39 protein-coding genes are annotated in these 22,504 nt (G+C 46.6%); all 39 read left to right on the plus strand.

Annotated features, from left to right (window positions below; all coding sequences use genetic code 11):
• Positions 1-57 precede the first annotated feature (57 nt).
• The 39 genes from ACZ5N7_RS15570 to rpsI all read left to right on the plus strand — a co-directional run bounded on the left by ACZ5N7_RS15570 (position 58) and on the right by rpsI (position 22,432).
• Complete coding sequence (locus tag ACZ5N7_RS15570; protein WP_464655446.1) at positions 58-309, plus strand: 50S ribosomal protein L7ae-like protein; 252 nt, start codon at positions 58-60, stop codon at positions 307-309.
• A 140-nt stretch (positions 310-449) separates the two neighbouring features.
• The gene (gene rpsL, locus ACZ5N7_RS15575; protein ID WP_464655448.1) at positions 450-872 is read left to right on the plus strand and encodes a 30S ribosomal protein S12; all 423 of its coding nucleotides are present in this window, start codon (positions 450-452) and stop codon (positions 870-872) included.
• A gap of 37 nt (positions 873-909) precedes the next feature.
• Positions 910-1,380 carry a 30S ribosomal protein S7 gene (gene rpsG, locus ACZ5N7_RS15580; protein ID WP_464655449.1) on the plus strand — a complete coding sequence of 157 codons (471 nt, stop codon included), beginning with the start codon at positions 910-912 and terminating at the stop codon, positions 1,378-1,380.
• A 175-nt stretch (positions 1,381-1,555) separates the two neighbouring features.
• The gene (gene fusA / locus ACZ5N7_RS15585; protein WP_464655451.1) at positions 1,556-3,628 is read left to right on the plus strand and encodes an elongation factor G; all 2,073 of its coding nucleotides are present in this window, start codon (positions 1,556-1,558) and stop codon (positions 3,626-3,628) included.
• 37 nt (positions 3,629-3,665) lie between these two features.
• Positions 3,666-4,856 (plus strand): elongation factor Tu, encoded by a 1,191-nt coding sequence (gene tuf / locus ACZ5N7_RS15590; RefSeq protein ID WP_464655453.1) that lies wholly within the window; start codon positions 3,666-3,668, stop codon positions 4,854-4,856.
• A 332-nt stretch (positions 4,857-5,188) separates the two neighbouring features.
• Complete coding sequence (gene rpsJ, locus ACZ5N7_RS15595; protein WP_009589214.1) at positions 5,189-5,497, plus strand: 30S ribosomal protein S10; 309 nt, start codon at positions 5,189-5,191, stop codon at positions 5,495-5,497.
• Positions 5,498-5,549: 52 nt separating this feature from the next.
• A complete protein-coding gene (gene rplC, locus ACZ5N7_RS15600; protein WP_464655455.1) occupies positions 5,550-6,176 on the plus strand; it encodes a 50S ribosomal protein L3 in 627 nt (208 codons plus the stop codon).
• Between the two features lie 25 nt (positions 6,177-6,201).
• The gene (gene rplD / locus ACZ5N7_RS15605) at positions 6,202-6,825 is read left to right on the plus strand and encodes a 50S ribosomal protein L4 (RefSeq protein ID WP_464655456.1); all 624 of its coding nucleotides are present in this window, start codon (positions 6,202-6,204) and stop codon (positions 6,823-6,825) included.
• A complete protein-coding gene (gene rplW / locus ACZ5N7_RS15610; protein WP_464655458.1) occupies positions 6,825-7,115 on the plus strand; it encodes a 50S ribosomal protein L23 in 291 nt (96 codons plus the stop codon). Before rplD ends, rplW begins: the two co-directional genes overlap by 1 nt.
• Before the next feature lie 29 nt (positions 7,116-7,144).
• Complete coding sequence (gene rplB, locus ACZ5N7_RS15615) at positions 7,145-7,975, plus strand: 50S ribosomal protein L2 (RefSeq protein WP_464655460.1); 831 nt, start codon at positions 7,145-7,147, stop codon at positions 7,973-7,975.
• 59 nt (positions 7,976-8,034) lie between these two features.
• Entirely contained in the window at positions 8,035-8,316 is a 282-nt protein-coding gene (rpsS, locus tag ACZ5N7_RS15620; protein WP_464655462.1) for a 30S ribosomal protein S19, read from the plus strand.
• 51 nt (positions 8,317-8,367) lie between these two features.
• Positions 8,368-8,700, plus strand: a complete 333-nt coding sequence (gene rplV, locus ACZ5N7_RS15625; RefSeq protein WP_464655464.1) for a 50S ribosomal protein L22 — start codon at positions 8,368-8,370, stop codon at positions 8,698-8,700.
• Between the two features lie 13 nt (positions 8,701-8,713).
• Complete coding sequence (rpsC, locus tag ACZ5N7_RS15630; protein WP_464655466.1) at positions 8,714-9,376, plus strand: 30S ribosomal protein S3; 663 nt, start codon at positions 8,714-8,716, stop codon at positions 9,374-9,376.
• A 2-nt stretch (positions 9,377-9,378) separates the two neighbouring features.
• On the plus strand, positions 9,379-9,813 hold the full coding sequence (rplP, locus tag ACZ5N7_RS15635) for a 50S ribosomal protein L16 (RefSeq protein WP_464655468.1): 435 nt from the start codon (positions 9,379-9,381) through the stop codon (positions 9,811-9,813).
• Positions 9,803-10,000, plus strand: a complete 198-nt coding sequence (rpmC, locus tag ACZ5N7_RS15640; protein ID WP_464655469.1) for a 50S ribosomal protein L29 — start codon at positions 9,803-9,805, stop codon at positions 9,998-10,000. Before rplP ends, rpmC begins: the two co-directional genes overlap by 11 nt.
• Before the next feature lie 20 nt (positions 10,001-10,020).
• A complete protein-coding gene (rpsQ, locus tag ACZ5N7_RS15645) occupies positions 10,021-10,284 on the plus strand; it encodes a 30S ribosomal protein S17 (RefSeq protein ID WP_464655471.1) in 264 nt (87 codons plus the stop codon).
• Between the two features lie 54 nt (positions 10,285-10,338).
• A complete protein-coding gene (gene rplN, locus ACZ5N7_RS15650) occupies positions 10,339-10,707 on the plus strand; it encodes a 50S ribosomal protein L14 (RefSeq protein WP_464655473.1) in 369 nt (122 codons plus the stop codon).
• Between the two features lie 52 nt (positions 10,708-10,759).
• Positions 10,760-11,113 carry a 50S ribosomal protein L24 gene (gene rplX, locus ACZ5N7_RS15655; protein WP_464655475.1) on the plus strand — a complete coding sequence of 118 codons (354 nt, stop codon included), beginning with the start codon at positions 10,760-10,762 and terminating at the stop codon, positions 11,111-11,113.
• Positions 11,114-11,145: 32 nt separating this feature from the next.
• Positions 11,146-11,688 carry a 50S ribosomal protein L5 gene (rplE, locus tag ACZ5N7_RS15660; RefSeq protein WP_464655477.1) on the plus strand — a complete coding sequence of 181 codons (543 nt, stop codon included), beginning with the start codon at positions 11,146-11,148 and terminating at the stop codon, positions 11,686-11,688.
• 35 nt (positions 11,689-11,723) lie between these two features.
• Positions 11,724-11,909 (plus strand): type Z 30S ribosomal protein S14, encoded by a 186-nt coding sequence (locus tag ACZ5N7_RS15665; protein ID WP_113022649.1) that lies wholly within the window; start codon positions 11,724-11,726, stop codon positions 11,907-11,909.
• Between the two features lie 30 nt (positions 11,910-11,939).
• Entirely contained in the window at positions 11,940-12,338 is a 399-nt protein-coding gene (gene rpsH, locus ACZ5N7_RS15670; RefSeq protein WP_464655479.1) for a 30S ribosomal protein S8, read from the plus strand.
• Between the two features lie 30 nt (positions 12,339-12,368).
• Entirely contained in the window at positions 12,369-12,911 is a 543-nt protein-coding gene (gene rplF / locus ACZ5N7_RS15675) for a 50S ribosomal protein L6 (protein ID WP_464655480.1), read from the plus strand.
• Between the two features lie 53 nt (positions 12,912-12,964).
• Positions 12,965-13,330: a 50S ribosomal protein L18 gene (gene rplR, locus ACZ5N7_RS15680; protein WP_464655482.1), complete on the plus strand. Its 366-nt coding sequence runs from the start codon at positions 12,965-12,967 to the stop codon at positions 13,328-13,330.
• 30 nt (positions 13,331-13,360) lie between these two features.
• A complete protein-coding gene (gene rpsE, locus ACZ5N7_RS15685; protein ID WP_464655483.1) occupies positions 13,361-13,858 on the plus strand; it encodes a 30S ribosomal protein S5 in 498 nt (165 codons plus the stop codon).
• 12 nt (positions 13,859-13,870) lie between these two features.
• Positions 13,871-14,059 carry a 50S ribosomal protein L30 gene (gene rpmD / locus ACZ5N7_RS15690; RefSeq protein WP_464655484.1) on the plus strand — a complete coding sequence of 63 codons (189 nt, stop codon included), beginning with the start codon at positions 13,871-13,873 and terminating at the stop codon, positions 14,057-14,059.
• A gap of 38 nt (positions 14,060-14,097) precedes the next feature.
• Positions 14,098-14,538: a 50S ribosomal protein L15 gene (gene rplO, locus ACZ5N7_RS15695; RefSeq protein WP_464655485.1), complete on the plus strand. Its 441-nt coding sequence runs from the start codon at positions 14,098-14,100 to the stop codon at positions 14,536-14,538.
• A complete protein-coding gene (gene secY / locus ACZ5N7_RS15700; protein ID WP_464655486.1) occupies positions 14,538-15,839 on the plus strand; it encodes a preprotein translocase subunit SecY in 1,302 nt (433 codons plus the stop codon). Before rplO ends, secY begins: the two co-directional genes overlap by 1 nt.
• An 85-nt stretch (positions 15,840-15,924) precedes the next feature.
• Positions 15,925-16,575 carry an adenylate kinase gene (locus tag ACZ5N7_RS15705; protein WP_464655488.1) on the plus strand — a complete coding sequence of 217 codons (651 nt, stop codon included), beginning with the start codon at positions 15,925-15,927 and terminating at the stop codon, positions 16,573-16,575.
• The gene (gene map, locus ACZ5N7_RS15710) at positions 16,575-17,321 is read left to right on the plus strand and encodes a type I methionyl aminopeptidase (protein WP_464655489.1); all 747 of its coding nucleotides are present in this window, start codon (positions 16,575-16,577) and stop codon (positions 17,319-17,321) included. Before ACZ5N7_RS15705 ends, map begins: the two co-directional genes overlap by 1 nt.
• Before the next feature lie 16 nt (positions 17,322-17,337).
• Entirely contained in the window at positions 17,338-17,646 is a 309-nt protein-coding gene (locus ACZ5N7_RS15715; RefSeq protein WP_464655490.1) for a hypothetical protein, read from the plus strand.
• A 2-nt stretch (positions 17,647-17,648) separates the two neighbouring features.
• Positions 17,649-17,867: a translation initiation factor IF-1 gene (infA, locus tag ACZ5N7_RS15720; RefSeq protein WP_464655491.1), complete on the plus strand. Its 219-nt coding sequence runs from the start codon at positions 17,649-17,651 to the stop codon at positions 17,865-17,867.
• Positions 17,868-18,036: 169 nt separating this feature from the next.
• Entirely contained in the window at positions 18,037-18,150 is a 114-nt protein-coding gene (gene rpmJ / locus ACZ5N7_RS15725; RefSeq protein ID WP_003333770.1) for a 50S ribosomal protein L36, read from the plus strand.
• 16 nt (positions 18,151-18,166) lie between these two features.
• A complete protein-coding gene (rpsM, locus tag ACZ5N7_RS15730; RefSeq protein WP_464655493.1) occupies positions 18,167-18,535 on the plus strand; it encodes a 30S ribosomal protein S13 in 369 nt (122 codons plus the stop codon).
• A gap of 19 nt (positions 18,536-18,554) precedes the next feature.
• The gene (gene rpsK, locus ACZ5N7_RS15735; RefSeq protein WP_464655494.1) at positions 18,555-18,953 is read left to right on the plus strand and encodes a 30S ribosomal protein S11; all 399 of its coding nucleotides are present in this window, start codon (positions 18,555-18,557) and stop codon (positions 18,951-18,953) included.
• A gap of 123 nt (positions 18,954-19,076) precedes the next feature.
• A complete protein-coding gene (locus ACZ5N7_RS15740) occupies positions 19,077-20,021 on the plus strand; it encodes a DNA-directed RNA polymerase subunit alpha (RefSeq protein WP_464655496.1) in 945 nt (314 codons plus the stop codon).
• 42 nt (positions 20,022-20,063) lie between these two features.
• Positions 20,064-20,429 carry a 50S ribosomal protein L17 gene (gene rplQ / locus ACZ5N7_RS15745; protein ID WP_464655498.1) on the plus strand — a complete coding sequence of 122 codons (366 nt, stop codon included), beginning with the start codon at positions 20,064-20,066 and terminating at the stop codon, positions 20,427-20,429.
• A 223-nt stretch (positions 20,430-20,652) separates the two neighbouring features.
• Positions 20,653-21,435: a tRNA pseudouridine(38-40) synthase TruA gene (gene truA, locus ACZ5N7_RS15750; protein WP_464655499.1), complete on the plus strand. Its 783-nt coding sequence runs from the start codon at positions 20,653-20,655 to the stop codon at positions 21,433-21,435.
• Positions 21,436-21,582: 147 nt separating this feature from the next.
• A complete protein-coding gene (gene rplM, locus ACZ5N7_RS15755) occupies positions 21,583-22,020 on the plus strand; it encodes a 50S ribosomal protein L13 (RefSeq protein WP_464655501.1) in 438 nt (145 codons plus the stop codon).
• A 19-nt stretch (positions 22,021-22,039) separates the two neighbouring features.
• Positions 22,040-22,432 (plus strand): 30S ribosomal protein S9, encoded by a 393-nt coding sequence (gene rpsI / locus ACZ5N7_RS15760; RefSeq protein WP_464655503.1) that lies wholly within the window; start codon positions 22,040-22,042, stop codon positions 22,430-22,432.
• Positions 22,433-22,504: the final 72 nt, after the last annotated feature.

Below are 22,504 nucleotides of genomic sequence, written 5' to 3' on the forward strand. Positions count from 1 at the left end.
ATATATCAAAGTGTGCCAATGTGGATATTCACCTGTACTTTGGAGGATGTTGAACCAATGTCTTATGAAAAAGTGACACAGGCGTCGAATCTTAGTATCGGCACGAAACAAGCAATGAGAACGGTTGAGCTCGGAAGAGCCCGCGAGGTTTATGTTGCCAAAGATGCAGATCCGCGGATTACTATAAGGATGGTCAACCTCTGCAAGAAGATGGGGGTTAAGGTCACTTACGTAGATTCCATGAAACAGCTTGGAAAGGCCTGCGGGATTGAAGTCGGTGCTGCCATGGCCGCAGTTATGAATGAATGATAAGCAGTTATTTTAAATAACGTTTCGATAATGTTTTTGTCTATCAGGCAAGAACATTATCTATGCTCATTTATGACTCGCCTGGATCTGTGGGCTTAAAAAAGACTCAACATTTTTTACTTTGGGAAGGAGGTGGCATCATGCCAACAATTAATCAGCTAGTTCGTAAAGGACGCCAAGCCAAGGTGGAGAAGTCCAAATCGCCAGCTCTTCAGAGAGGTTTCAACGCTTTGAAAAGAGAGCAAACCGATTTGAGCGCTCCTCAAAAACGCGGTGTATGTACTCGTGTGGGTACCATGACACCAAAAAAACCGAACTCCGCTCTTCGTAAATACGCTCGTGTGCGTCTTACTAACCGTATTGAAGTAACAGCATACATCCCAGGTATCGGTCACAACCTGCAAGAGCACAGCGTTGTGTTGATCCGTGGCGGAAGGGTAAAAGATTTGCCGGGGGTTCGTTACCATATCGTGCGCGGCGCTTTGGATACATCCGGCGTGAACAACCGTAAACAAGCAAGATCCAAATACGGTGCAAAACGTCCTAAAGAAAAGAAACAGTAAGCTTTTAGCATCAATTCGTTAAGAAAGGGGGATAACTATGCCTCGTAAAGGTCCAGTTACTCGTAGAGATGTATTGCCAGATCCTATCTATAACAGCAAGTTGGTTACTCGTCTAATCAACCGCATTATGATTGACGGAAAAAGAGGGGTTGCTCAAACCATCCTTTACAACGCGTTCTCGTTGATTCAGGAACGTACAGGTAAAGAACCGATGGAAGTGTTCGAGCAAGCTATCAAGAACATCATGCCGGTACTTGAAGTTAAAGCGCGCCGTGTAGGTGGAGCAAACTACCAAGTGCCTATCGAAGTTAGACCGGAACGCCGTACTACGCTTGGTCTTCGTTGGTTGGTGAACTATTCCAGACTTCGCGGCGAGAAGACGATGGAAGAAAGATTGGCCGCTGAAATTATGGATGCCGCCAACAACACCGGCGCTTCCGTGAAGAAGCGTGAAGACACTCACAAAATGGCGGAAGCGAACAAAGCGTTCGCCCATTACCGCTGGTAGGATTTATCGCGTCAATCGACGCATTTGGAAGAACAGCGATCTTATGCTTGCGCGGTCTTGCGCTTCGTGGGCATAAGAAGTTATTCTTAAGAATGGAAGGTTTGCGCTGACTCCAGCGGCAGGTCCCTTCTGATTCTATAAAATAAGCAAAGTGACGAAGGGAGACAAGTACCAGATGGCAAGAGAGTTCTCCTTAAAAGATACGCGCAATATCGGAATCATGGCTCATATTGATGCCGGTAAGACTACGACTACTGAGCGCATCTTGTTCTACACAGGACGTACACACAAAATCGGTGAGGTGCACGAAGGTGCAGCTACGATGGACTGGATGGAGCAAGAGCAGGAGCGCGGAATTACCATTACTTCCGCTGCGACTACCGCCGCTTGGAAGGGTCACCGCATCAATATCATCGATACCCCGGGTCACGTTGACTTCACTGTTGAAGTAGAGCGTTCCCTGCGCGTGTTGGACGGGGCAGTAGCAGTATTCAGCGCCAAAGAAGGCGTTGAGCCTCAATCCGAAACCGTTTGGAGACAAGCGGACCGTTATAATGTTCCTCGAATTGCTTATGTCAATAAGATGGATATTATCGGTGCGGATTTCTTGGGAGCCGTTGCTTCCATGCGTCAGAAGTTGGGCGCTAACGCTGTCCCAATTCAGCTTCCGATCGGTGCCGAGAACGATTTCGTCGGTATCATCGATTTGCTTGAAGAAAAAGCACATATCTACAAAGACGATTTGGGTAAGGAAATCGAGGTCGTTGAAATCCCTGCCGAGTATAAGGACAGAGCAAGCGAGCTTCGTTTGGAATTGGTGGAGAAAATTGCCGAGCTGGACGAAGAACTTACAATGAAGTATCTTGAAGGTGAAGAACTCACTATTGAAGAGCTTAAGACAGCGCTTCGCAAAGGTGTCGTATCCGTCAAGATCTTCCCTGTCATTTGCGGATCCTCTTACAAGAACAAAGGGGTTCAGCTGATGCTGGACGCAGTTATTGAATACCTCCCGGCTCCAATCGATGTTCCTGACATCAAAGGGATGCTGGAAGACGGTACTGAGACTGTGCGTAAATCTTCCGACGAAGAGCCGTTCTCGGCCCTTGCGTTCAAGATTATGACAGACCCTTTCGTAGGTAGGCTGACATTCTTCCGTGTTTACTCCGGTAAATTGGAAGCAGGCTCTTATGTATTGAACGCTACCAAAAGCAAGCGTGAAAGGGTAGGCCGTATCCTTCAGATGCACGCTAACAGCCGTCAAGAGATTTCTATCGTTTACGCGGGAGATATCGCGGCAGCTGTCGGCTTGAAAGATACTACTACAGGCGACACACTTTGTGACGAGAAGAATCCGGTTATCCTGGAATCCATGAACTTCCCGGAGCCGGTTATCCAGCTTGCAGTTGAGCCGAAAACCAAGGCTGACCAGGACAAGATGGGTATCGCCCTGCAAAAGCTGGCTGAAGAAGATCCCACTTTCCGTGCTCATACGGATGAGGAAACCGGCCAGACCATTATTGCAGGTATGGGTGAGCTTCACCTGGAGATCCTCGTGGATCGTATGCTTCGCGAATTCAAAGTGGAAACCAATGTAGGTAAACCTCAGGTTGCTTACAGAGAAACCTTCCGTGCTCCAGCCAAGGTTGAAGGCAAGTTCGTTCGACAATCAGGCGGCCGTGGTCAATACGGACATTGTTGGGTTGAGTTCGAACCTCAGGAAGCAGGGGCTGGATTTACTTTCGAAAGCAAAATTGTGGGTGGATCGATTCCAAGAGAATATATCGCGCCAATCCAGGCCGGTATCGAAGAATCCATGAAGAACGGAGTTCTTGCAGGATTCCCTCTGGTAGACATCAAAGCTACTGTTGTCGATGGTTCCTACCATGATGTCGATTCCAACGAAATGGCGTTTAAGATTGCCGGTTCGATGGCGCTCAAAGCGGCCAAAGACAAGTGTAAGCCGGTTCTGCTTGAGCCAATCATGAAAGTGGAAGTTACCGTTCCAGAAGAGTATATGGGCGACGTTATGGGCGACCTGAACTCCCGCCGCGGACGTATTGAAGGTATGGATGCACGCTTTGGTGCGCAAATTATCCGTGCTAAGGTACCTCTGTCCGAGATGTTCGGATATTCCACAACACTTCGTTCCAGAACGCAAGGACGCGGTGTCTACTCCATGGAGATTTCCCATTATGAAGAAGTGCCTAAAAACATTGCAGATGAAATCATCTCCAAAAAAGGCGCTTAATATATTAAATTCCTACCTATAAGGAGGCATTTCCACAATGGCAAAAGCTAAATTCGAACGTAATAAACCGCACGTTAACATCGGTACTATCGGTCACGTTGACCATGGTAAAACAACTTTGACTGCTGCGATCACAACTGTATTGTCCAAAAGATACGGCGGTGCTGCTGTAGCATTCGACCAGATCGACAAAGCTCCGGAAGAGCGCGAGCGCGGTATCACAATCTCCACAGCTCACGTTGAGTACGAGACTCCTAACCGTCACTATGCTCACGTTGACTGCCCAGGCCACGCCGACTATGTTAAAAACATGATCACCGGCGCTGCACAGATGGACGGAGCGATCCTGGTATGTTCCGCAGCTGACGGCCCAATGCCGCAAACTCGCGAGCATATCCTTCTTTCCCGTCAGGTAGGCGTACCTTACATCGTAGTATTCTTGAACAAATGCGACATGGTTGAAGACGAAGAGCTTCTTGAGTTGGTTGAAATGGAAGTTCGCGACCTTCTTAACGAGTATGAATTCCCAGGCGATGACACTCCAATCGTTCGCGGATCCGCTCGTGAAGCACTTCAAAACCCTGATGGCGAATGGGCTGACAAAATCGTTGAGCTGTTCGAGCAAATCGATACTTACATCCCGACTCCAGAGCGCGACACTGAGAAGCCTTTCTTGATGCCTGTCGAGGACGTATTCTCCATCACTGGCCGCGGTACAGTTGCTACCGGCCGTGTAGAGCGTGGTACTGTTAAAGTACAAGACGAGATCGAAATCGTTGGTCTTGCTGAAGAAACAAGAAAGTCGATCGTAACAGGCGTTGAGATGTTCCGTAAGCTTCTTGACTCCGCTCAAGCAGGCGACAACATCGGAGCCCTTCTTCGCGGTGTAGACCGCAAAGATATCGAGCGCGGCCAAGTTCTTGCCAAGCCAGGTTCCGTTAAGCCTCACACTAACTTTACCGCTCAAATCTACGTTCTGACTAAAGAAGAGGGTGGACGTCATAAACCTTTCTTCACAGGCTACCGTCCCCAGTTTTACTTCCGTACAACTGACGTAACAGGTATCATCAACCTGCCGGAAGGTACTGAAATGGTTATGCCAGGCGACAACATCACTGTAACCGTTGAGCTGATCTCCCCAATCGCGATCGAAGAAGGAACCCGCTTCGCGATTCGTGAAGGCGGACGTACTGTTGGTGCGGGCGCTGTTGCTACAATCGTTAAGTAATAACCGTTTGGAAATAAAGATCCCGGTCATTGCAGCCGGGGTCTTTTTCTTAATTAAAATCAATACGAAAACGCCCCGATTTCCAACAGATCGGAATAATTTCAGTTCCATCTGCTGCATCGCAACAAGCGAGAAAAAAAGTTAGGCGATTCATGCATAATTTACTTGCTTTATAAAAGATTTTTTTATATAATAGTGAACGTTGGTCTGTGACGTTGCGATGATGTGAGAGGTTGCTGACACACCCGGCTCCTTTGCCATAGGAGAGGGCGTCAGGATATTTTCACTGAGTATGTCCGAAAAAAATTTGGGCGATAGAAGGAGGGACTTATATGGCAAAGCAAAAAATTCGTATTCGTTTGAAGGCGTATGATCACAGAGTTCTTGATCAATCCGCCGAGAAAATCGTTGAGACAGCAAAGCGTTCCGGTGCAGGTGTTTCCGGTCCGATTCCGCTTCCTACTGAAAAGCAGGTTATCACGATTCTTCGTGCGGTTCACAAATACAAGGATTCCAGAGAGCAGTTCGAAATGCGCACTCACAAACGTTTGATCGATATTGTGAATCCTACTCCACAAACTGTGGATGCGTTGATGCGTTTGGATCTGCCGTCCGGTGTGGACATTGAAATCAAACTTTAATGGATTGAAATTACAATAAATAAGACGAAGCAATGAAAAGAGGTGTCAACAAATGGTCAAAGGTATCTTAGGTAGAAAACTTGGGATGACTCAAGTATTTACACCGGAAGGTTTGGTAGTGCCGGTCACTGTGATTCAAGCGGGCCCTTGCGTAGTTCTTCAAAAGAAAGATACGGACAATGACGGTTATGAATCCATCCAGATCGGTTTTGATGATAAGAAAGAGAAGAGAGCCAACAAACCGGAGTTGGGCCATGCGAAAAAAGCTGGAGCAACGCCTAAGCGCTACATTAAAGAATTTCGCGGAATTGAAATCGGCGCTTACGAAGTTGGCCAAGAGTTGAAAGCAGATTTGTTCGCAGAGGGCGAGTATGTTGATGTAACCGGAACGTCCAAAGGTAAAGGGTTCCAAGGTGTTATCAAAAGACACGGACAATCCACAGGACCTATGGCTCACGGTTCCCGTTATCACCGCGGTCCAGGTTCGATGGGTTCCATTCAAGCAAACCGAGTGCCAAAAGGCAAGAAGCTGCCAGGACACATGGGTAACGAGACGGTTACTTTGCAAAACCTGCAGGTAGTTAAAGTTGACGCTGAGCGCAATGTACTGTTGGTTAAAGGCTCCATTCCGGGACCTAAGAACAGTTATGTTAGCGTGAAGTCTTCGGTTAAAGCATAAGAAAGGCAAGAAAGGAGGATTACTGATGCCAAAAGTAGCAGTTTACAATGTTAGCGGATCACAGGTTGGAGAAGTTGAGTTGGCCGACGCAGTGTTCGGTATCGAACCCCACGCGCACGTAATGCATGAAGCTGTTCTAATGCAGCAAGCATCTTTGCGTCAAGGAACACATAAAGTTAAAGGCCGTTCCGAAGTTCGCGGCGGCGGTCGTAAACCATGGAAGCAAAAAGGTACCGGACGTGCACGCCAAGGAAGTATCCGTGCACCTCAATGGAAGGGCGGCGGTGTCGTATTCGGCCCGACTCCACGCAGCTATGCTTATAAACTTCCTAAGAAAGTTCGCCGTTTGGCAATCAAGTCGGCTCTATCTTCCAAGGTGGTTGATAACCAAATCATCGTGTTGGATCAATTGAGCTTCAACGCGCCAAAAACAAAAGAATTCGCAGCAATCCTTAATAATTTGAAAGTGGACCGCAAAGCATTAGTGGTTGCTTCCAACTATGATGAGAACGTTGCGTTATCCGCACGCAATATCCCTGGTGTCAAGTTCGTGGCAGCTGACGGAATCAATGTACTTGATGTTTTAGTATACGACAAGCTGATCATCACCAAGGAAGCGGCTGAAAAAGTAGGGGAGGTGCTTGCGTAATGAAAAATCCACGCGATATTATCAAGCGCCCAATCATCACTGAACGTACGGCTGAGATGATGGCTGATAAGAAATATGTTTTCGAAGTTGATCTTCGTACGAACAAAACCGAAATCAAGCAGGCAATCGAGGCTATTTTCAACGTGAAGGTGACTAACGTCAATACTTTGAGAATGCCCGCAAAGCCAAAGCGTTATGGACGTCATTCCGGCTATACTTCCGAGTGGAAGAAAGCCATTGTAACCTTGAGTGCAGACAGCAAGGAATTGGAATTCTTTGAAACTGTCTAATACATTCCAAAAGTAAGGAGGGAATCTGGATGCCAATCAAAAAATACAAACCGACTTCCCCGGCCCGTCGCTCGATGTCCGTTTCTACATTCGAAGAAATCACAACATCAACACCGGAGAAATCTTTGCTGGCTCCTCTTTATAAGAAAGCCGGCCGCAACAATCAAGGTAAAATCACCGTTCGTCATCAAGGCGGAGGCCACAAAAGAAAGTATCGCGTAATCGACTTTAAACGCACTAAGGACGGAATACCAGGACGCGTTGCCACTATTGAGTACGATCCGAACCGTTCCGCAAACATCGCTCTTATCCACTATGCGGACGGCGAGAAAAGCTACATCATCGCTCCTAAAGGTCTGAAGGTTGACGATGTTATCACTTCAGGTCCCGGTTCCGACATCAAGATTGGTAATGCACTTCCACTGGAGAACATTCCGGTAGGTACGGTTATCCACAACATTGAGTTGAAGCCTGGCAAAGGCGGACAAATGGTTCGCGCAGCCGGTACGGAAGCTCAATTGCTTGGTAAGGAAGAGCAGTATGTAACGATCCGCCTGTCTTCCGGTGAAGTCCGCAGAGTTTTGAAGGTTTGCCGCGCAACCATCGGTTCCGTTGGAAACGAAGACCATGAGCTCGTCAGCATCGGTAAAGCCGGACGTTCTCGTTGGCTCGGCAAGAGACCTGAAGTCCGCGGGGTAGTTATGAACCCTAACGATCACCCTCACGGTGGTGGTGAAGGCCGCGCTCCTATCGGACGTAAGTCTCCAATGTCTCCTTGGGGCAAACCGACCCTTGGATATAAAACTCGTAAAAAAGGCAAAGCATCGGACAAATACATCGTTCGCAGACGTACGAAGTAAGGCGGCTTGAATCTATAGTCTCTTAATGAATTCAAGGTTAAGGGAAGGGAGGATCATCAATGGGACGCAGTTTGAAAAAAGGACCTTTTATCGACGGTTACTTGCTTAAGAAAGTTGAAGATATGAACGATGCCACCAAGAAAGCGGTAATTAAAACCTGGTCGCGCCGTTCTACAATTTTCCCGCAGTTTGTAGGCCATACATTCGCGGTTTACGACGGTAAAAAGCACGTTCCTGTATATGTAACAGAGGATATGGTTGGTCATAAGCTGGGTGAATTTGCCCCAACCCGTACGTATAAAGGGCATGCAGGCGAAGATAAGAAAACAGGCAAGAGATAATACGATGGGAAATCGTAACGGATGATTCCTAGTTTGAGAGGAGGTACTACCATGCAAGCCAAAGCAGCAGCTAACTATGTTCGCATTGCTCCTCGTAAAGTGCAATTGGTTATTGACTTGATTCGCGGTAAAGCCGTTGGTGACGCGATTGCGATTCTTCGCCACACCCCAAGAGCAGCTTCTCCGATTGTTGAGAAGATACTGAATTCTGCGATTGCCAATGCGGAGCACAACTACTCCATGGACCCTGCAAAATTAGTTATTTCACAAGTATACGTAAATCAAGGTCCAACCATGAAACGTTTTATGCCTCGTGCAATGGGGCGTGCAAGCCGGATTAACAAACGTACCAGCCACATTACATTAGTGGTATCTGAGAAATAAGGAGGGACAGCGTGTGGGTCAAAAAGTAAGCCCGGTGGGCCTAAGAATCGGTATTATTCGCGATTGGGAGTCGAAATGGTACGCAGGTAAAGACTTCGGAGATCTTCTTCTGGAAGATGTGAAAATCCGTGAATACCTGAAAAATAAACTAAAAGATTCTGCAGTATCCAAGATTGAAATCGAACGTGCTGCGAATCGTGTCAACGTAACTATTCACACGGCAAAGCCCGGAATGGTTATCGGCAAAGGCGGTACGGAAGTGGAAAACATCCGCAACTACATCGCCAACATGACAAAAAAGAAAGTTCACATCAACATTTCCGAAATCAAAAATCCTGAACTGGATGCTATCCTTGTTGCAGAGAGCATTGCTCAACAGTTAGAGCGCCGTGTGTCTTTCCGACGCGCTATGAAGCAAGCGATACAAAGATCGATGCGTTCCGGCGCTAAAGGGATTAAAACTATGGTAAGCGGCCGTCTGGGCGGAGCTGAAATCGCTCGTTCCGAAGGTTACAGCGAAGGAACTGTTCCTCTTCATACGCTGCGTGCGGATATCGACTACGGAACTGCAGAAGCTCACACTACCTACGGACGTATCGGTGTGAAAGTATGGATTTATCGCGGAGAGGTTCTTCCAACTGCTAAGAAAAAGGTTGTTGAGGAAGGAGGAAACTAATCATGTTAGTACCAAAACGCGTTAAGCATCGTAAACAACAAAGAGGCAGCATGAGAGGCCGCGCCAAAGGCGGTACTGAAATTGCTTTCGGAGAATTCGGTCTGCAAGCATTGGAGCCGGCATGGATTACTAACCGCCAGATCGAAGCTGCCCGTATTGCTATGACCCGTTATATCAAGCGTGGCGGTAAAGTATGGATCAAAATTTTTCCTGCCAAGCCAATCACCCAAAAGCCTCTTGAGGTTCGTATGGGTAGCGGTAAAGGTAACGTGGAAAAATGGGTTGCTGTGGTGAAGCCGGGCAAAATCTTGTTCGAGCTTGCCGGAGTAAGTGAAGAAGTCGCACGCGAAGCAATGCGTCTTGCTTCTCACAAATTGCCGATCAAAACCAAATTCGTGAAAAGAGAAGAACTAGGTGGTGAAGCAAATGAAAGCTAGTGAATTTCGCAACCTAACCACTGCAGAGCTTGAGCAAAAGATTGCCGGATTTAAAGAAGAACTCTTTAACCTCCGTTTTCAACTGGCTACCGGCCAACTGGATAACCCGGTTCAAATTCAAAAAGTGCGTAAAGAAATTGCACGAGCAAAAACGGTTATTCGTGAAAGAGAACTAGGGATCAGCTAAAATAGAGAGGAGGACACTCTATGGAACAACGTAACGAACGTAAACTTCAAATCGGTAAAGTCGTTAGTGACAAGATGGATAAAACTATCGTGGTTGCTGTTGAAACTTATAAAAAGCACAACCTTTATCATAAGCGCATTAAATACACCAAAAAGTTTAAAGCGCATGATGAAAACAACGATGCGAAAATCGGCGATGTAGTTAGAATTATGGAAACTCGTCCACTTTCCAAGGATAAGCGTTGGAGATTGGTTGAAGTTGTTGAAAAGGCAGTAATTATCTAACGGTTCTGAGCGGTTTATGGGAATGTAGGCAACCGTGGAAGGAGGGAATACAGGATGATTCAAACATTTTCTCGTTTAAATGTTGCAGATAACTCCGGTGCAAAGCAATTAATGTGTATTCGTGTACTTGGTGGTACCGGACGCCGTACCGCTAACATCGGAGATTTGATTGTTTGCTCCGTGAAAGAAGCAACACCAGGTGGCGTTGTTAAGAAGGGTGACGTTGTCAAGGCGGTTATCGTTCGCACTAAGCGTGGAGCCCGCCGTAAAGACGGTTCTTACATTGCTTTTGATGATAACGCGGCAGTAATCGTGAAGGAAGATAAGTCCCCTCGTGGAACTCGTATCTTCGGACCGGTAGCTCGTGAGCTTCGTGACAGAGATTTCATGAAGATCGTATCTCTTGCTCCAGAGGTTATCTAATAAATAACCGATTGGACAGGAATAAAACATTTCCCGGGAGGTGGAATGGAATATGCCAAGAGTAAAAAAACAACTCCTATCTCACAACAATAAATTGCATGTGAAGAAAGACGACAACGTGTTCGTTATCACAGGTAAAGATAAAGGGAAGAAAGGCCGCATTATTGCAGCTTACCCTCGTGAAAATAGAGTGCTTGTAGAAGGCGTGAATATGGTCAAAAGACATACAAAGCCTTCTCAGCAAAACCCGCAAGGCGGAATCATTGAAAAGGAAGCCCCGATTCATGTTTCTAACGTAATGCTGGTGGATCCTAAGAGCGGCAAGCCTACTCGCGTAGGATATAAAGTACTGGATAACGGCACAAAAGTGCGCGTAGCCAAGAAATCCGGCGAAGTGATCGACTAATCGGATAAAACAAGAAAGGAGGTCCACAAATCATGGCTGCAAGATTAAAGGATCGTTACTTAAATGAAACAACTCCTGCTTTAATTCAAAAGTTCAACTATACAAGCGTAATGCAAGTGCCTAAAATTGAGAAAGTCGTTATCAACATGGGTGTTGGTGAGGCGGTTTCCAATTCCAAAGTGCTTGACGCCGCGGTTACGGATTTACAATCCATTTCCGGTCAGAAACCGGTCATTACAAGAGCTAAAAAGTCTATTGCGGGCTTTAAGCTTCGTGAAAATATGCCGATCGGCGTAAAAGTTACTCTGCGCGGTGATCGTATGTATCACTTCTTGGACAAATTGTTCAATGTTGCCTTGCCAAGGGTTCGCGACTTCCGCGGCGTGTCTGCCAAAGCGTTTGACGGACGCGGCAACTATACATTGGGCCTGAAAGAGCAATTGATTTTCCCAGAGATCGAGTACGACAAAATCGACAAGGTCCGCGGCATGGATATCGTGATCGTAACGACCGCCAAGACTGACGAAGAAGCTCGTGAGTTGCTCACACAATTGGGAATGCCTTTCGTTAAATAGTTTGACAATCCATGTCAACGGAGGTGTAAAACTAAGTGGCAAAAACTTCAATGAAAATCAAGCAGCAGCGTGCGCCGAAGTTTAAAGTACAGGCCTACACTCGTTGCGAGCGTTGCGGCCGTCCGCACTCTGTGCTTCGTAAATTTAAAATCTGTAGAATATGTTTCCGTGAACTAGCTTATAAAGGCCAAATCCCTGGCGTTAAAAAAGCAAGCTGGTAATACCCTACTTACGGGAAGGAGGTTCGCTAAATGGTAATGTCAGATCCAATTGCCGATATGCTTACACGCATTCGCAATGCAAACATCGTTCGTCATGAAACGGTAGAAATCCCTGCTTCCAAGATCAAGAGGGAAATCGCTGAGATTCTTAAAAAAGAAGGTTTCATCCGCGACGCTGAATATGTTGAGGATAGCAAACAAGGGATCATCCGCTTGTTCTTAAAGTACGGTCCTAACAATGAGCGCGTAATTTCCGGATTAAAGAGAATCAGTAAACCAGGTCTTCGCGTATATACGAAGAGTCAAGAAATCCCTAGGGTTCTTGGCGGCCTTGGAATTGCTATTATCTCCACATCCAATGGCGTAATGTCGGATAAAGAAGCTCGTCAGACTAAAGCTGGCGGAGAAGTTATCTGCTACGTTTGGTAAGACACATCGTAATCGAATGGAGGTGCAAAGATGTCTCGTATTGGTCGCAAACCAATTACATTGCCTAACGGTGTAAATGTAAATTTGAATGACAAAGTAGTAACAGTTAAAGGGCCTAAAGGAACGCTGACTCGTGAATTCCATCAGGACATGAAAATTAATGTTGCTGAAAGCGAAGTTAACGTGGAGCGTCCTTCTGATAATAAATTGCACCGTTCTCTTCACGGCACAACGCGCAGTGTTCTGGCGAACATGATCAGCGGTGTGAACGAAGGGTTCTCTAAGACTCTTGAGCTGGTGGGTGTCGGATACCGCGCCAACAAGACAGGCGAGAAGCTTGTTCTTAACGTAGGATATTCCCACCCGGTTGAAATCGTTCCAGAAAAAGGCATCGAGTTCGAGGTTCCTGCCAACAACAAAATTATTGTTAAAGGAATCGATAAAGAGCTGGTGGGTGCTACAGCTGCTAAAATTCGCGCTGTTCGTGAGCCTGAGCCTTACAAAGGTAAAGGTATCAAGTATGAAGGCGAACGTATTCTTCGTAAAGAAGGTAAAGCAGGCAAGAAGAAGTAATAAGTTCGTAAGAACGTACGCTTCTTAAAAGATATGAAAGGAGTGACATCCGAATGATCACAAAAGGCGACAAGAATAAAGCCCGGCTCAAAAGACATCTTCGCGTCCGTAAGAAAATTCAAGGGACTACTGAACGTCCGCGTCTGAATATCTTCCGTTCGGCTAAACATATGTATGCTCAAATCATCGATGATGTAAATGGTGCAACCATTGTGTCCGCATCCACTCAGGATAAGAGTCTGACTGATGTTGATAACGGCGGAAATGTAGAAGCTGCGCGCAAAGTTGGCGAATTGATCGCTCAACGCGCGAAAGAAAAAGGTATCGATAAAGTGGTGTTTGACCGCAGCGGCTATTTGTATCACGGACGCGTTCAAGCGTTGGCTGACGCCGCTCGTGAAGCAGGCTTGGAATTCTAATTGGAGAATGTAAAATAAGGAGGTATACACTTGCGAGTAGATCCCAATACTTTAGAGCTAACTGAAAAAGTTGTTCATATCAATCGCGTTGCTAAAGTAGTAAAAGGCGGTCGCCGTTTCAGCTTCAGTGCTCTCGTCGTCGTAGGCGACGGTAAGGGCTGGGTTGGCGCTGGTATCGGTAAAGCGTCTGAAGTGCCTGATGCGATTCGTAAGGGAATTGAAGATGCCAAGAAGAACCTTGTGCATGTTCCAATTGTTGGAACGACAATCCCTCATTTGGTTCAAGGACATTTCGGAGCCGGCAAAGTATTATTGAAACCAGCTTCCAAAGGTACTGGAGTTATCGCCGGCGGACCGGTTCGTGCGGTGCTTGAGCTTGCCGGAGTCGGCGATATCTTGACTAAATCTCTAGGTTCTTCTAACTCCATCAACATGGTTAACGCAACTTTAGAAGGCCTGCAGCGTCTTAAGAGAGCAGAAGAAGTTGCGAAACTTCGCGGAAAAACAGTAGAAGAACTATTAGGTTAGGAGGGGAAACTAATGGCAAAACAAATTCAAATCACCCTCAAACGCAGCTTGATCGGCCGCAGTGAAGACCAACGCATCACTGTCAACACTCTTGGTTTGCGTAAGCTTCACCAAACGGTTACACATAATGACAATCCAGCCATCAGAGGCATGGTGAACAAGGTTAGTCATCTTGTAGAAGTCAAAGAAATCGAAGCTTAAAAGGCGATCGTGAATATAGCTCTAGAGGAGGTGCAACGATGAAACTTCATGAACTTACATCTGCTGAAGGATCCCGTTCCGTTCGTAAACGTGTTGGACGCGGTATCGGCAGCGGTATGGGTAAAACCGCAACTCGCGGTCACAAGGGTCAAAACGCCCGTTCCGGCGGTGGCGTGCGCCCTGGCTTTGAGGGTGGACAGAACCCATTGTATCGTCGACTGCCTAAGCGCGGATTCAACAACCCGTTCCGTAAGGAATATGCGGTAGTAAACCTGGAAGATCTGAACCGATTCCCCGCGGGTACGGAAGTAACACCGGAAATCCTTAAGGAGGCCGGTCTGGTTAAAGCATTTAAAGACGGAATCAAGGTTCTAGGAAACGGCGAAATTACTGTGGGATTGACAGTTAAGGCGAACAAGTTCTCCGAGTCTGCGGTAGAAAAAATCCAAGCTGCCGGTGGTAAAACCGAGGTGATTTAATGTTTAGGACCATTTCGAACATCATGAAGGTAGATGATTTGAGAAGAAGGATCCTTTTTACCTTACTGATACTCATCGTCTACAGAATAGGCGCTTTTATACCGGTGCCTAACATCAATACGAATCTTCTGCACATGCAGAGTCAATCGAGTTCGACTGATGTGTTTGGTCTGTTAAATACCTTCTCCGGCGGTGCCCTCTATCAATTTTCCATCTTTGCAATGGGGATTATGCCGTATATCACGGCATCAATTATTGTCCAGCTGCTTTCTATGGACGTGATCCCCAAATTTGCACAATGGGCAAAAGAGGGAGACACCGGCAGAAAAAAGTTGGCTCAATTCACCCGTTATGGTACTATCGTCCTGGGTTTAATCCAGGCGACAGGTCTGGCAATCGGTTTTAACAATATCTATAGAGGTCTTGTTATTAACCCGAGCGCCATGACTTATGCGATGATTGCTATCGTTCTTACCGCGGGGACAGCTTTCTTGATGTGGCTTGGCGAACAGATCACGGAGAAAGGAATCGGGAATGGTATCTCTATTCTCATCTTTGCCGGAATCGCCGCTGCCATTCCAAGAGGAATTCAACAGATCTACCAAACCCAGATTGCCGATGCCGGAAGCGCGTTGTTCCTGAACATCGTCAAAGTATTAATAATCCTGGTGTTTGTCGTTTTAATCATTGTTGGAGTAATCTTCATCCAGCAAGGGGTACGCAAAATTCCGGTTCAGTACGCCAAGCGTGTGGTAGGACGCAAGATGTATGGCGGACAATCCACGCACATTCCTCTCAAGGTGAATGCGGCGGGTGTCATTCCAGTCATTTTTGCGCTGTCACTGTTGGTATTCCCCCCGACGCTTGCAAGCTTCTGGAGAGGAAATGCTGTGGCCGACTGGATTATCACCAACATGAATCAAACGGCTCCTTTAGGGATGGTCCTATATGTGATGCTGATCATCGGATTCACTTTCTTTTATACATTTGTACAGATTAACCCTGAACAGATGGCTGATCAAATGAAAAAGAACGGTGGATATATCCCTGGTATTCGTCCTGGTAAAACCACTTCTGTATATTTGACCAGAGTAATGACGAGAATTACTTTATCCGGTGCTCTTTTCTTGGCGCTTATCTCCATTATCCCGATGATTTTGGGCCGAGTCGCAGGTTTGCCTAACTCCGTCCAGATCGGAGGAACATCGCTTCTGATCGTTGTAGGTGTTGCGCTGGAAACGATGAAGCAGATTGAAAGCCAATTGATTAAGAGACACTATAAAGGTTTTATCAATAAATAGCAGATAGGTTCTGGTGGAAGCCGCAGTGCAGCGGCCATCGGCACCTATTGTGCTGTTCGTCCCGCCAGATATGGAGGTATTCGGAATGAATGTAATCTTCATGGGCCCTCCGGGGGCTGGTAAAGGTACGCAAGCAGAAAGAATCGTTGCCGAATTTCAGATTCCTCATATCTCTACTGGGGATGCTTTTCGCGCAGCTATGAGTCAAGGGACTCCCTTGGGAATTGAAGCCAAAGGATACGTTGATAAAGGATTGCTGGTTCCGGATGAAATTACGGTAGGGATCGTCAGGGACAGATTGCAGCAGCCTGATTGCCAAAAAGGATTCTTGCTGGATGGATTTCCAAGAACGATTTCTCAAGCGGAAGCATTGGATCAAATCCTTGAAGCGATGGGAAAGAAGATTGACCATGTGATCAACCTTTCCGTCGACCGCAGTTTGCTGTTAGCCCGGCTAACGGGAAGACGGATTTGCAAATCTTGCGGAGCCACTTACCACGTTCTGTTTAATCCTCCGAAGCATGAAGGGCAGTGCGACAAATGCTCGGGCGAGCTCTATCAGCGTTCGGACGACACTGAGGAGAAGGTAGGTACTCGTTTAGACGAATACATCAATAAGACTGCTCCTTTGCTGCAGTACTATCAACAGAAGGAAATCCTGCGTCAGGTTAACGGGGAACAGGACATTGACGAAGTAACCGCTGAAATCAGCTCACTATTGCGAGGTCAAGCGTAATGATCATTTGTAAGTCCGAAGCTGAATTGGCGATTATGAGAGAAGCCGGGAGAATTGTTGCTGAGACGCATCGTCTGTTGGCTAAAGCTGTTCAGCCTGGCGTTACAACGAAAGAATTGGATCAACTCGCTGAAGACTATATTCGCAGCCAGGGAGCAATACCATCTTTTAAAGGCTACAACGGTTTTCCTGCCAGCATCTGCGCTTCAGTGAACGAAGAGTTGGTACATGGCATTCCAGGTTCACGCAAATTAAGCGAAGGTGACGTCATCAGCATTGACATTGGTGCGCAGTATCAAGGCTATCATGGAGATTCGGCTTGGACTTACGCGGTCGGCCAGATTTCTGAGAAAGCCCGCAAACTGCTTGAAGTTACCGAGAGATCCCTCTACACCGGGCTAGCTGAAGTGAAACCCGATGTTCGCTTATTCACCATCTCACACGCTATTCAAAAGGCGGTTGAGGACGAAGGACTTTCTATAGTTCGTGAGTATGTAGGTCATGGCATTGGTTCGAAGCTTCATGAAGAACCTCAAATTCCGAACTACGGCATCGCAGGTCGCGGACCGAGATTGAAGCCGGGAATGGTTCTGGCCATCGAACCGATGGTCAACGCCGGAGAGCGTTTTGTCAAAACGCTTGCGGATAAATGGACGGTTGTAACGGCAGACGGATCCATGTGCGCGCATTTTGAACATACGATCGCTATAACGGCTGATGGTTACGAGATTCTAACTAAACCCTAACCTAAGGTGATGATGAGTGGAGGATTCAAGGAAACCACAAATCGGACAGATCGTAAAGGTGCTGCGTGGAAGAGATCTCGGCAAACCTGCCATCGTCATCGGTATCGTTGATGAGCGATTTGTTCTGATAGCGGATGGGGACAAACGAAAGTTTGACCAACCTAAAAAGAAAAACCTGCTTCACCTTCAATTGGAGTCCATGATCAGCAGTGAGGTGGCGGACAGTATTTTGGAAACCGGCCGTGTTACCAATGGGAAGCTACGATATGCACTGAATAGGTTTGTCCACACAGGGCAAGCCGAAGCGAATGAGAAAGGAGAATGACTGTGGCCAAAGAAGATGTAATTGAAGTTGAAGGTACAGTGATTGAACCTCTTCCAAATGCAATGTTTAAGGTTGAATTAGATAATGGACACAAAATCCTTGCCCACGTCTCCGGTAAAATCAGAATGCATTTCATCCGCATCCTGCCCGGCGATAAAGTGACAGTGGAGTTGTCTCCGTATGATTTAACCAGAGGCCGTATAACCTACCGTTTCAAATAAATAAGGATTGCTTGTGAAGTTAGTTTCTATGAAAGAAACGACAAGCTTAACGAACGGTTTGCAGCCGCAAACCCTTGCAAGAGAAGATCGTCTAGTAGGTTTGCTGCTGCAAACCAAGCGAAGCTTACGAAGTAAGTTTCTTAACAGAAACACTCAGGAGGTAATTACAATGAAGGTAAGACCGTCGGTCAAACCCATTTGCGAAAAATGCAAAGTGATTCGTCGTAAAGGCAATGTAATGGTTATCTGTGAAAATCCTAAGCACAAACAAAAACAAGGATAAGGGAGGTGCTGCATAAATGGCTCGTATAGCTGGAGTTGACTTGCCCCGCGATAAGCGCGTTGAAATCGGTCTAACGTACATTTTCGGTATCGGTAAAACCAGTTCTCAAAAGATCCTGGCTCAAGCAGGCGTAAATCCTGACACTCGCGTTCGCGATCTTACCGAAGATGAATTGAACAAAATCCGTGAATTCATCGACAAGAACATTAAAGTTGAAGGTGACCTTCGCCGTGAAGTAAGCCTGAACATTAAGCGTCTTATCGAGATCGGATGCTACCGTGGTGTCCGCCACCGCCGTGGACTGCCTGTTCGTGGTCAGCGTACCAAAACCAATGCTCGTACTCGTAAAGGTCCTCGTCGTACCGTTGCGAACAAGAAGAAATAATAAAGGGGGTTAGAAACTAATGGCAAAACCAAAATCAAAAGTAGCTCGTACCAAGCGTCGTGACCGTAAGAATATTGAATCCGGAGTGGCTCATATCCGTTCAACTTTTAACAACACGATTGTTACCATCACAGATCCTCACGGAAATGCAATCTCTTGGGCAAGTTCCGGTAACCTGGGCTTCAAAGGCTCCCGCAAGAGCACTCCTTTCGCCGCTCAAATGGCTGCCGAATCCGCTGCCAAAGCGGCAATGGAGCACGGCATGAAAGCTGTAGAGGTTATGGTTAAAGGACCTGGTGCAGGACGTGAAGCAGCTATCCGCTCTCTGCAAGCTGCAGGTCTTGAAGTGAACCTGATCAAAGACGTTACTCCAATTCCGCATAACGGTTGCCGACCACCTAAACGTCGTCGTGTCTAATTCAGGATCGTATGGGGTATAAATATTCTAAACATGTGAATAATGGATGGGTAGGATAGGCATACTACATGGTTTATTGAAAGTATCCAGAGGGAAGCGACGTTTTAGAGGAGGGTAAATCTAATGATAGAAATTGAAAAGCCAAAAATTGAAACCGTATCTGTTAGTGAAGATGGAAGCTATGGAAAATTCGTTGTAGAACCATTGGAGCGCGGGTACGGAACGACATTGGGCAACTCATTGCGTCGAATCTTACTCTCATCGTTACCTGGCGCGGCGGTAAATTCTGTTCAGATTGACGGAGTGCTGCATGAATTTTCAACAATCCCCGGAGTGGTTGAGGATGTAACAGAAATCATCCTGAATTTGAAGGGGTTATCGTTGAAAATCCATTCCGACGAAGAAAAGATGTTGGAAATCGATGCGGAAGGCGAAGGAATTGTAACAGCCGGCGATATCCGCGGTGACAGTGATGTTGAAATCCTTAACCCAGACCTGCACATTGCCACTCTTTCCTCCGATGCACGTCTTCATATGAGAATTCATGCCAATCGGGGCCGCGGTTATGTACAAGCAGACAAGAACAAAAGGGACGACCAACCGATCGGCGTCATTCCGATTGATTCTATTTATACTCCCATCACTCGTGTGAACTACAGCATTGAAAATACTCGTGTCGGTCAAGTTACCAACTATGACAAGCTAACCCTTGAAGTATGGACCGACGGCAGTATTCGGCCGGAAGAAGCTGTGAGTTTGGGCGCTAAGATCCTGACAGAACACTTGATGCTCTTCGTCGGGCTTACGGATGAGGCTAAAGACGCTGAAATCATGGTAGAGAAGGAAGAGGACAAGAAAGAGAAAGTGCTTGAAATGACGATCGAAGAACTGGATCTTTCCGTTCGCTCCTACAACTGTTTGAAGCGCGCCGGTATTAATACCGTGCAAGAGCTGATAACCAAGACAGAAGAAGATATGATGAAAGTTCGAAACCTTGGACGTAAATCGCTGGAAGAAGTTCAAGAGAAGCTGGAAGAATTGGGACTAGGCCTAAGAATGGAAGAATAAAAGAGACCAAGACCAAGCAGAAATAAGAAGGAGGTTAAACACATGGCTTACCAAAAGCTGGGTCGTGATGCAAGTGCACGTAAAGCGTTGTTCCGTGACTTGGTTACTGACTTATTCATACATGAACGCATTCAAACAACTGAAGCGAAAGCGAAAGAACTTCGTTCCATCGCAGAGAAGCTGATCACTTTAGCCAAACGCGGAGACCTTCACGCTCGCCGTCAAGTAGCGGCTTATGTCCGCCGTGAAGCTGCAAACGAAGAACAGGATGCAATCCAGAAGCTATTCTCGGATATCGCTCCCCGCTATGCTGACCGTCAAGGCGGTTATACCCGTATTCTGAAGCTGGGACCTCGTCGTGGGGATTCCGCTCCTATGGTGTATCTTGAGCTAGTTGACAGAGCCTAATTTGGCACGGGAAAGGGTGGACAGAATCCGGTTTCAACTAACATAGAGCTTTCTCTTGTTGGTTGTTACTTTAAGATTCTGATGAAGCCCTTTTTTTTGTAGTATTTACCGGGGCTTTTGTAAAGTATGTATCAGGCAGAACTATAAAAGCCTGCTTTATTTTGTGGTGAATTGATAAATATCCTCTCCAGACTCCATTAACATCACGTGTTCGGAGGTCGCTTTGAGAAACGTCAGCATGGTAGTAAGTTATGTCGGAACTTCATACAGCGGATTTCAGTCTCAACCGAACAAAAACACGATTCAGGATAAATTGGAAGAGGCCCTCTTTTTTTTGACCGGTGAACAGATCAAAATTTTAGCCTCCGGAAGAACGGATGCCGGCGTCCATTCCCGAGGGCAGGTTATCAACTTCATTACCTCTTCACAGATTCCCGTAGACCGATGGTGTGTGGCAATGAATAACCTGCTGCCGGTAGATATCTCGGTTTCGAATGCCAGGGAAGTGCCGCTCGATTTTCACGCCACCCGTTCGGCCAAGAGCAAAACCTATAAGTATTTTATAAGGATCGGGCGGCACAGAGATGTATTTCATTACCAAACCCAGCTTCATTGGTACAGAAAACTCAATGTCAAGGAAATGAAGGCCGCGCTGCTTCATCTTGTGGGAGAGCATGATTTTACCTCCTTTTGCTCTGTCAGGTCGAACAAAAGCACCCACGTCCGCACTATATATGACGCCACGCTTGAATTCATTAAAGACGAGCAGCCCACTTCCGAAGATTCAGGAATCATTGTGATTACTTTAACCGGCAACGGCTTTTTGTATAACATGGTTCGTATCATCGTGGGGACCTTGCTGCAGGTAGGAGAAGGAAGAAGAAAGAGCTCCGATCTTCCCGCCATTCTTCAAGCGGAGAACCGCGCGAAAGCGGGGCCGACCGCCGAGCCTCACGGTCTTATGCTGTGGCATGTGAGTTATGAGGAATTGAGAGATTCCCCTTGATATTTCCGTGTTTATATTGTAAAATGGAAATTGTGTTTTCTACTGGCTATCCCACAGCCCCGAGTAGACGAACACATGGAACAGTTGACTTAACTAATGAGCTGAAAATAACAAGGTTTTGATATATTTTTTTAGGAGGATATGTAAATGCGTACCACATACATGGCTAAACCCAACGAAGTTGAGCGCAAATGGTACATTATTGACGCTGCAGGGAAAACCCTGGGTCGCCTAGCGAGCGAAGCTGCAACAATCATCCGCGGTAAGCACAAGCCGCAGTTCACTCCGCACATAGACACTGGAGATTTTGTAGTTGTCATTAATGCCGACAAGATTGTTCTTACTGGAAAGAAGCTGCAGCAAAAAATGTACTACCGTCACTCTTTGTACTCCGGTGGATTGAAAGTAACGCCTGCTCAAGAAATGCTGCAAAAGAAACCTGAGCGCATGCTTGAACTTGCTATCCACGGAATGCTTCCTAAGAACCGTCTTGGCGAAAGCATGAAAACAAAGCTTAAAGTGTATGCCGGATCCGAGCATCCGCATCAAGCGCAACAACCTGAAGTTTGGGAACTAAAAGGCTAATTGAAAGGGAGGATAACTCGTGGCACAAGTTCAATATTATGGAACAGGTCGTCGTAAGCATTCGGTAGCACGTGTTCGTCTCGTACCGGGCGAAGGACGCATCCTCGTTAATAAACGTGACCTGAATGAGTATTTCGGTCTTGAAACTTTGAAACTGATCGTGAAACAGCCTTTGAATCTTACAGAAACATTGGACAAATACGATGTATTGGTTATTGCTCATGGCGGAGGCATGTCCGGCCAAGCGGGAGCTATCCGTCACGGAATTTCCCGTGCGCTGCTGAAAGCAGACCCGGAATTCCGCGGATCTTTGAAAAGAGCCGGATTCCTGACTCGTGACCCTCGTATGAAAGAACGTAAAAAGTACGGCTTGAAAGCTGCCCGCCGCGCTCCTCAGTTCTCCAAGCGTTAAGATTTACGGGCAGGCAAGTCAAAGCACTTTTTTCTGCAAACGGCAGAAAAGGGTGCTTTTTTGTGTACTGCG

It is taken from the genome of Paenibacillus sp. JCM 18996, from assembly GCF_055392555.1.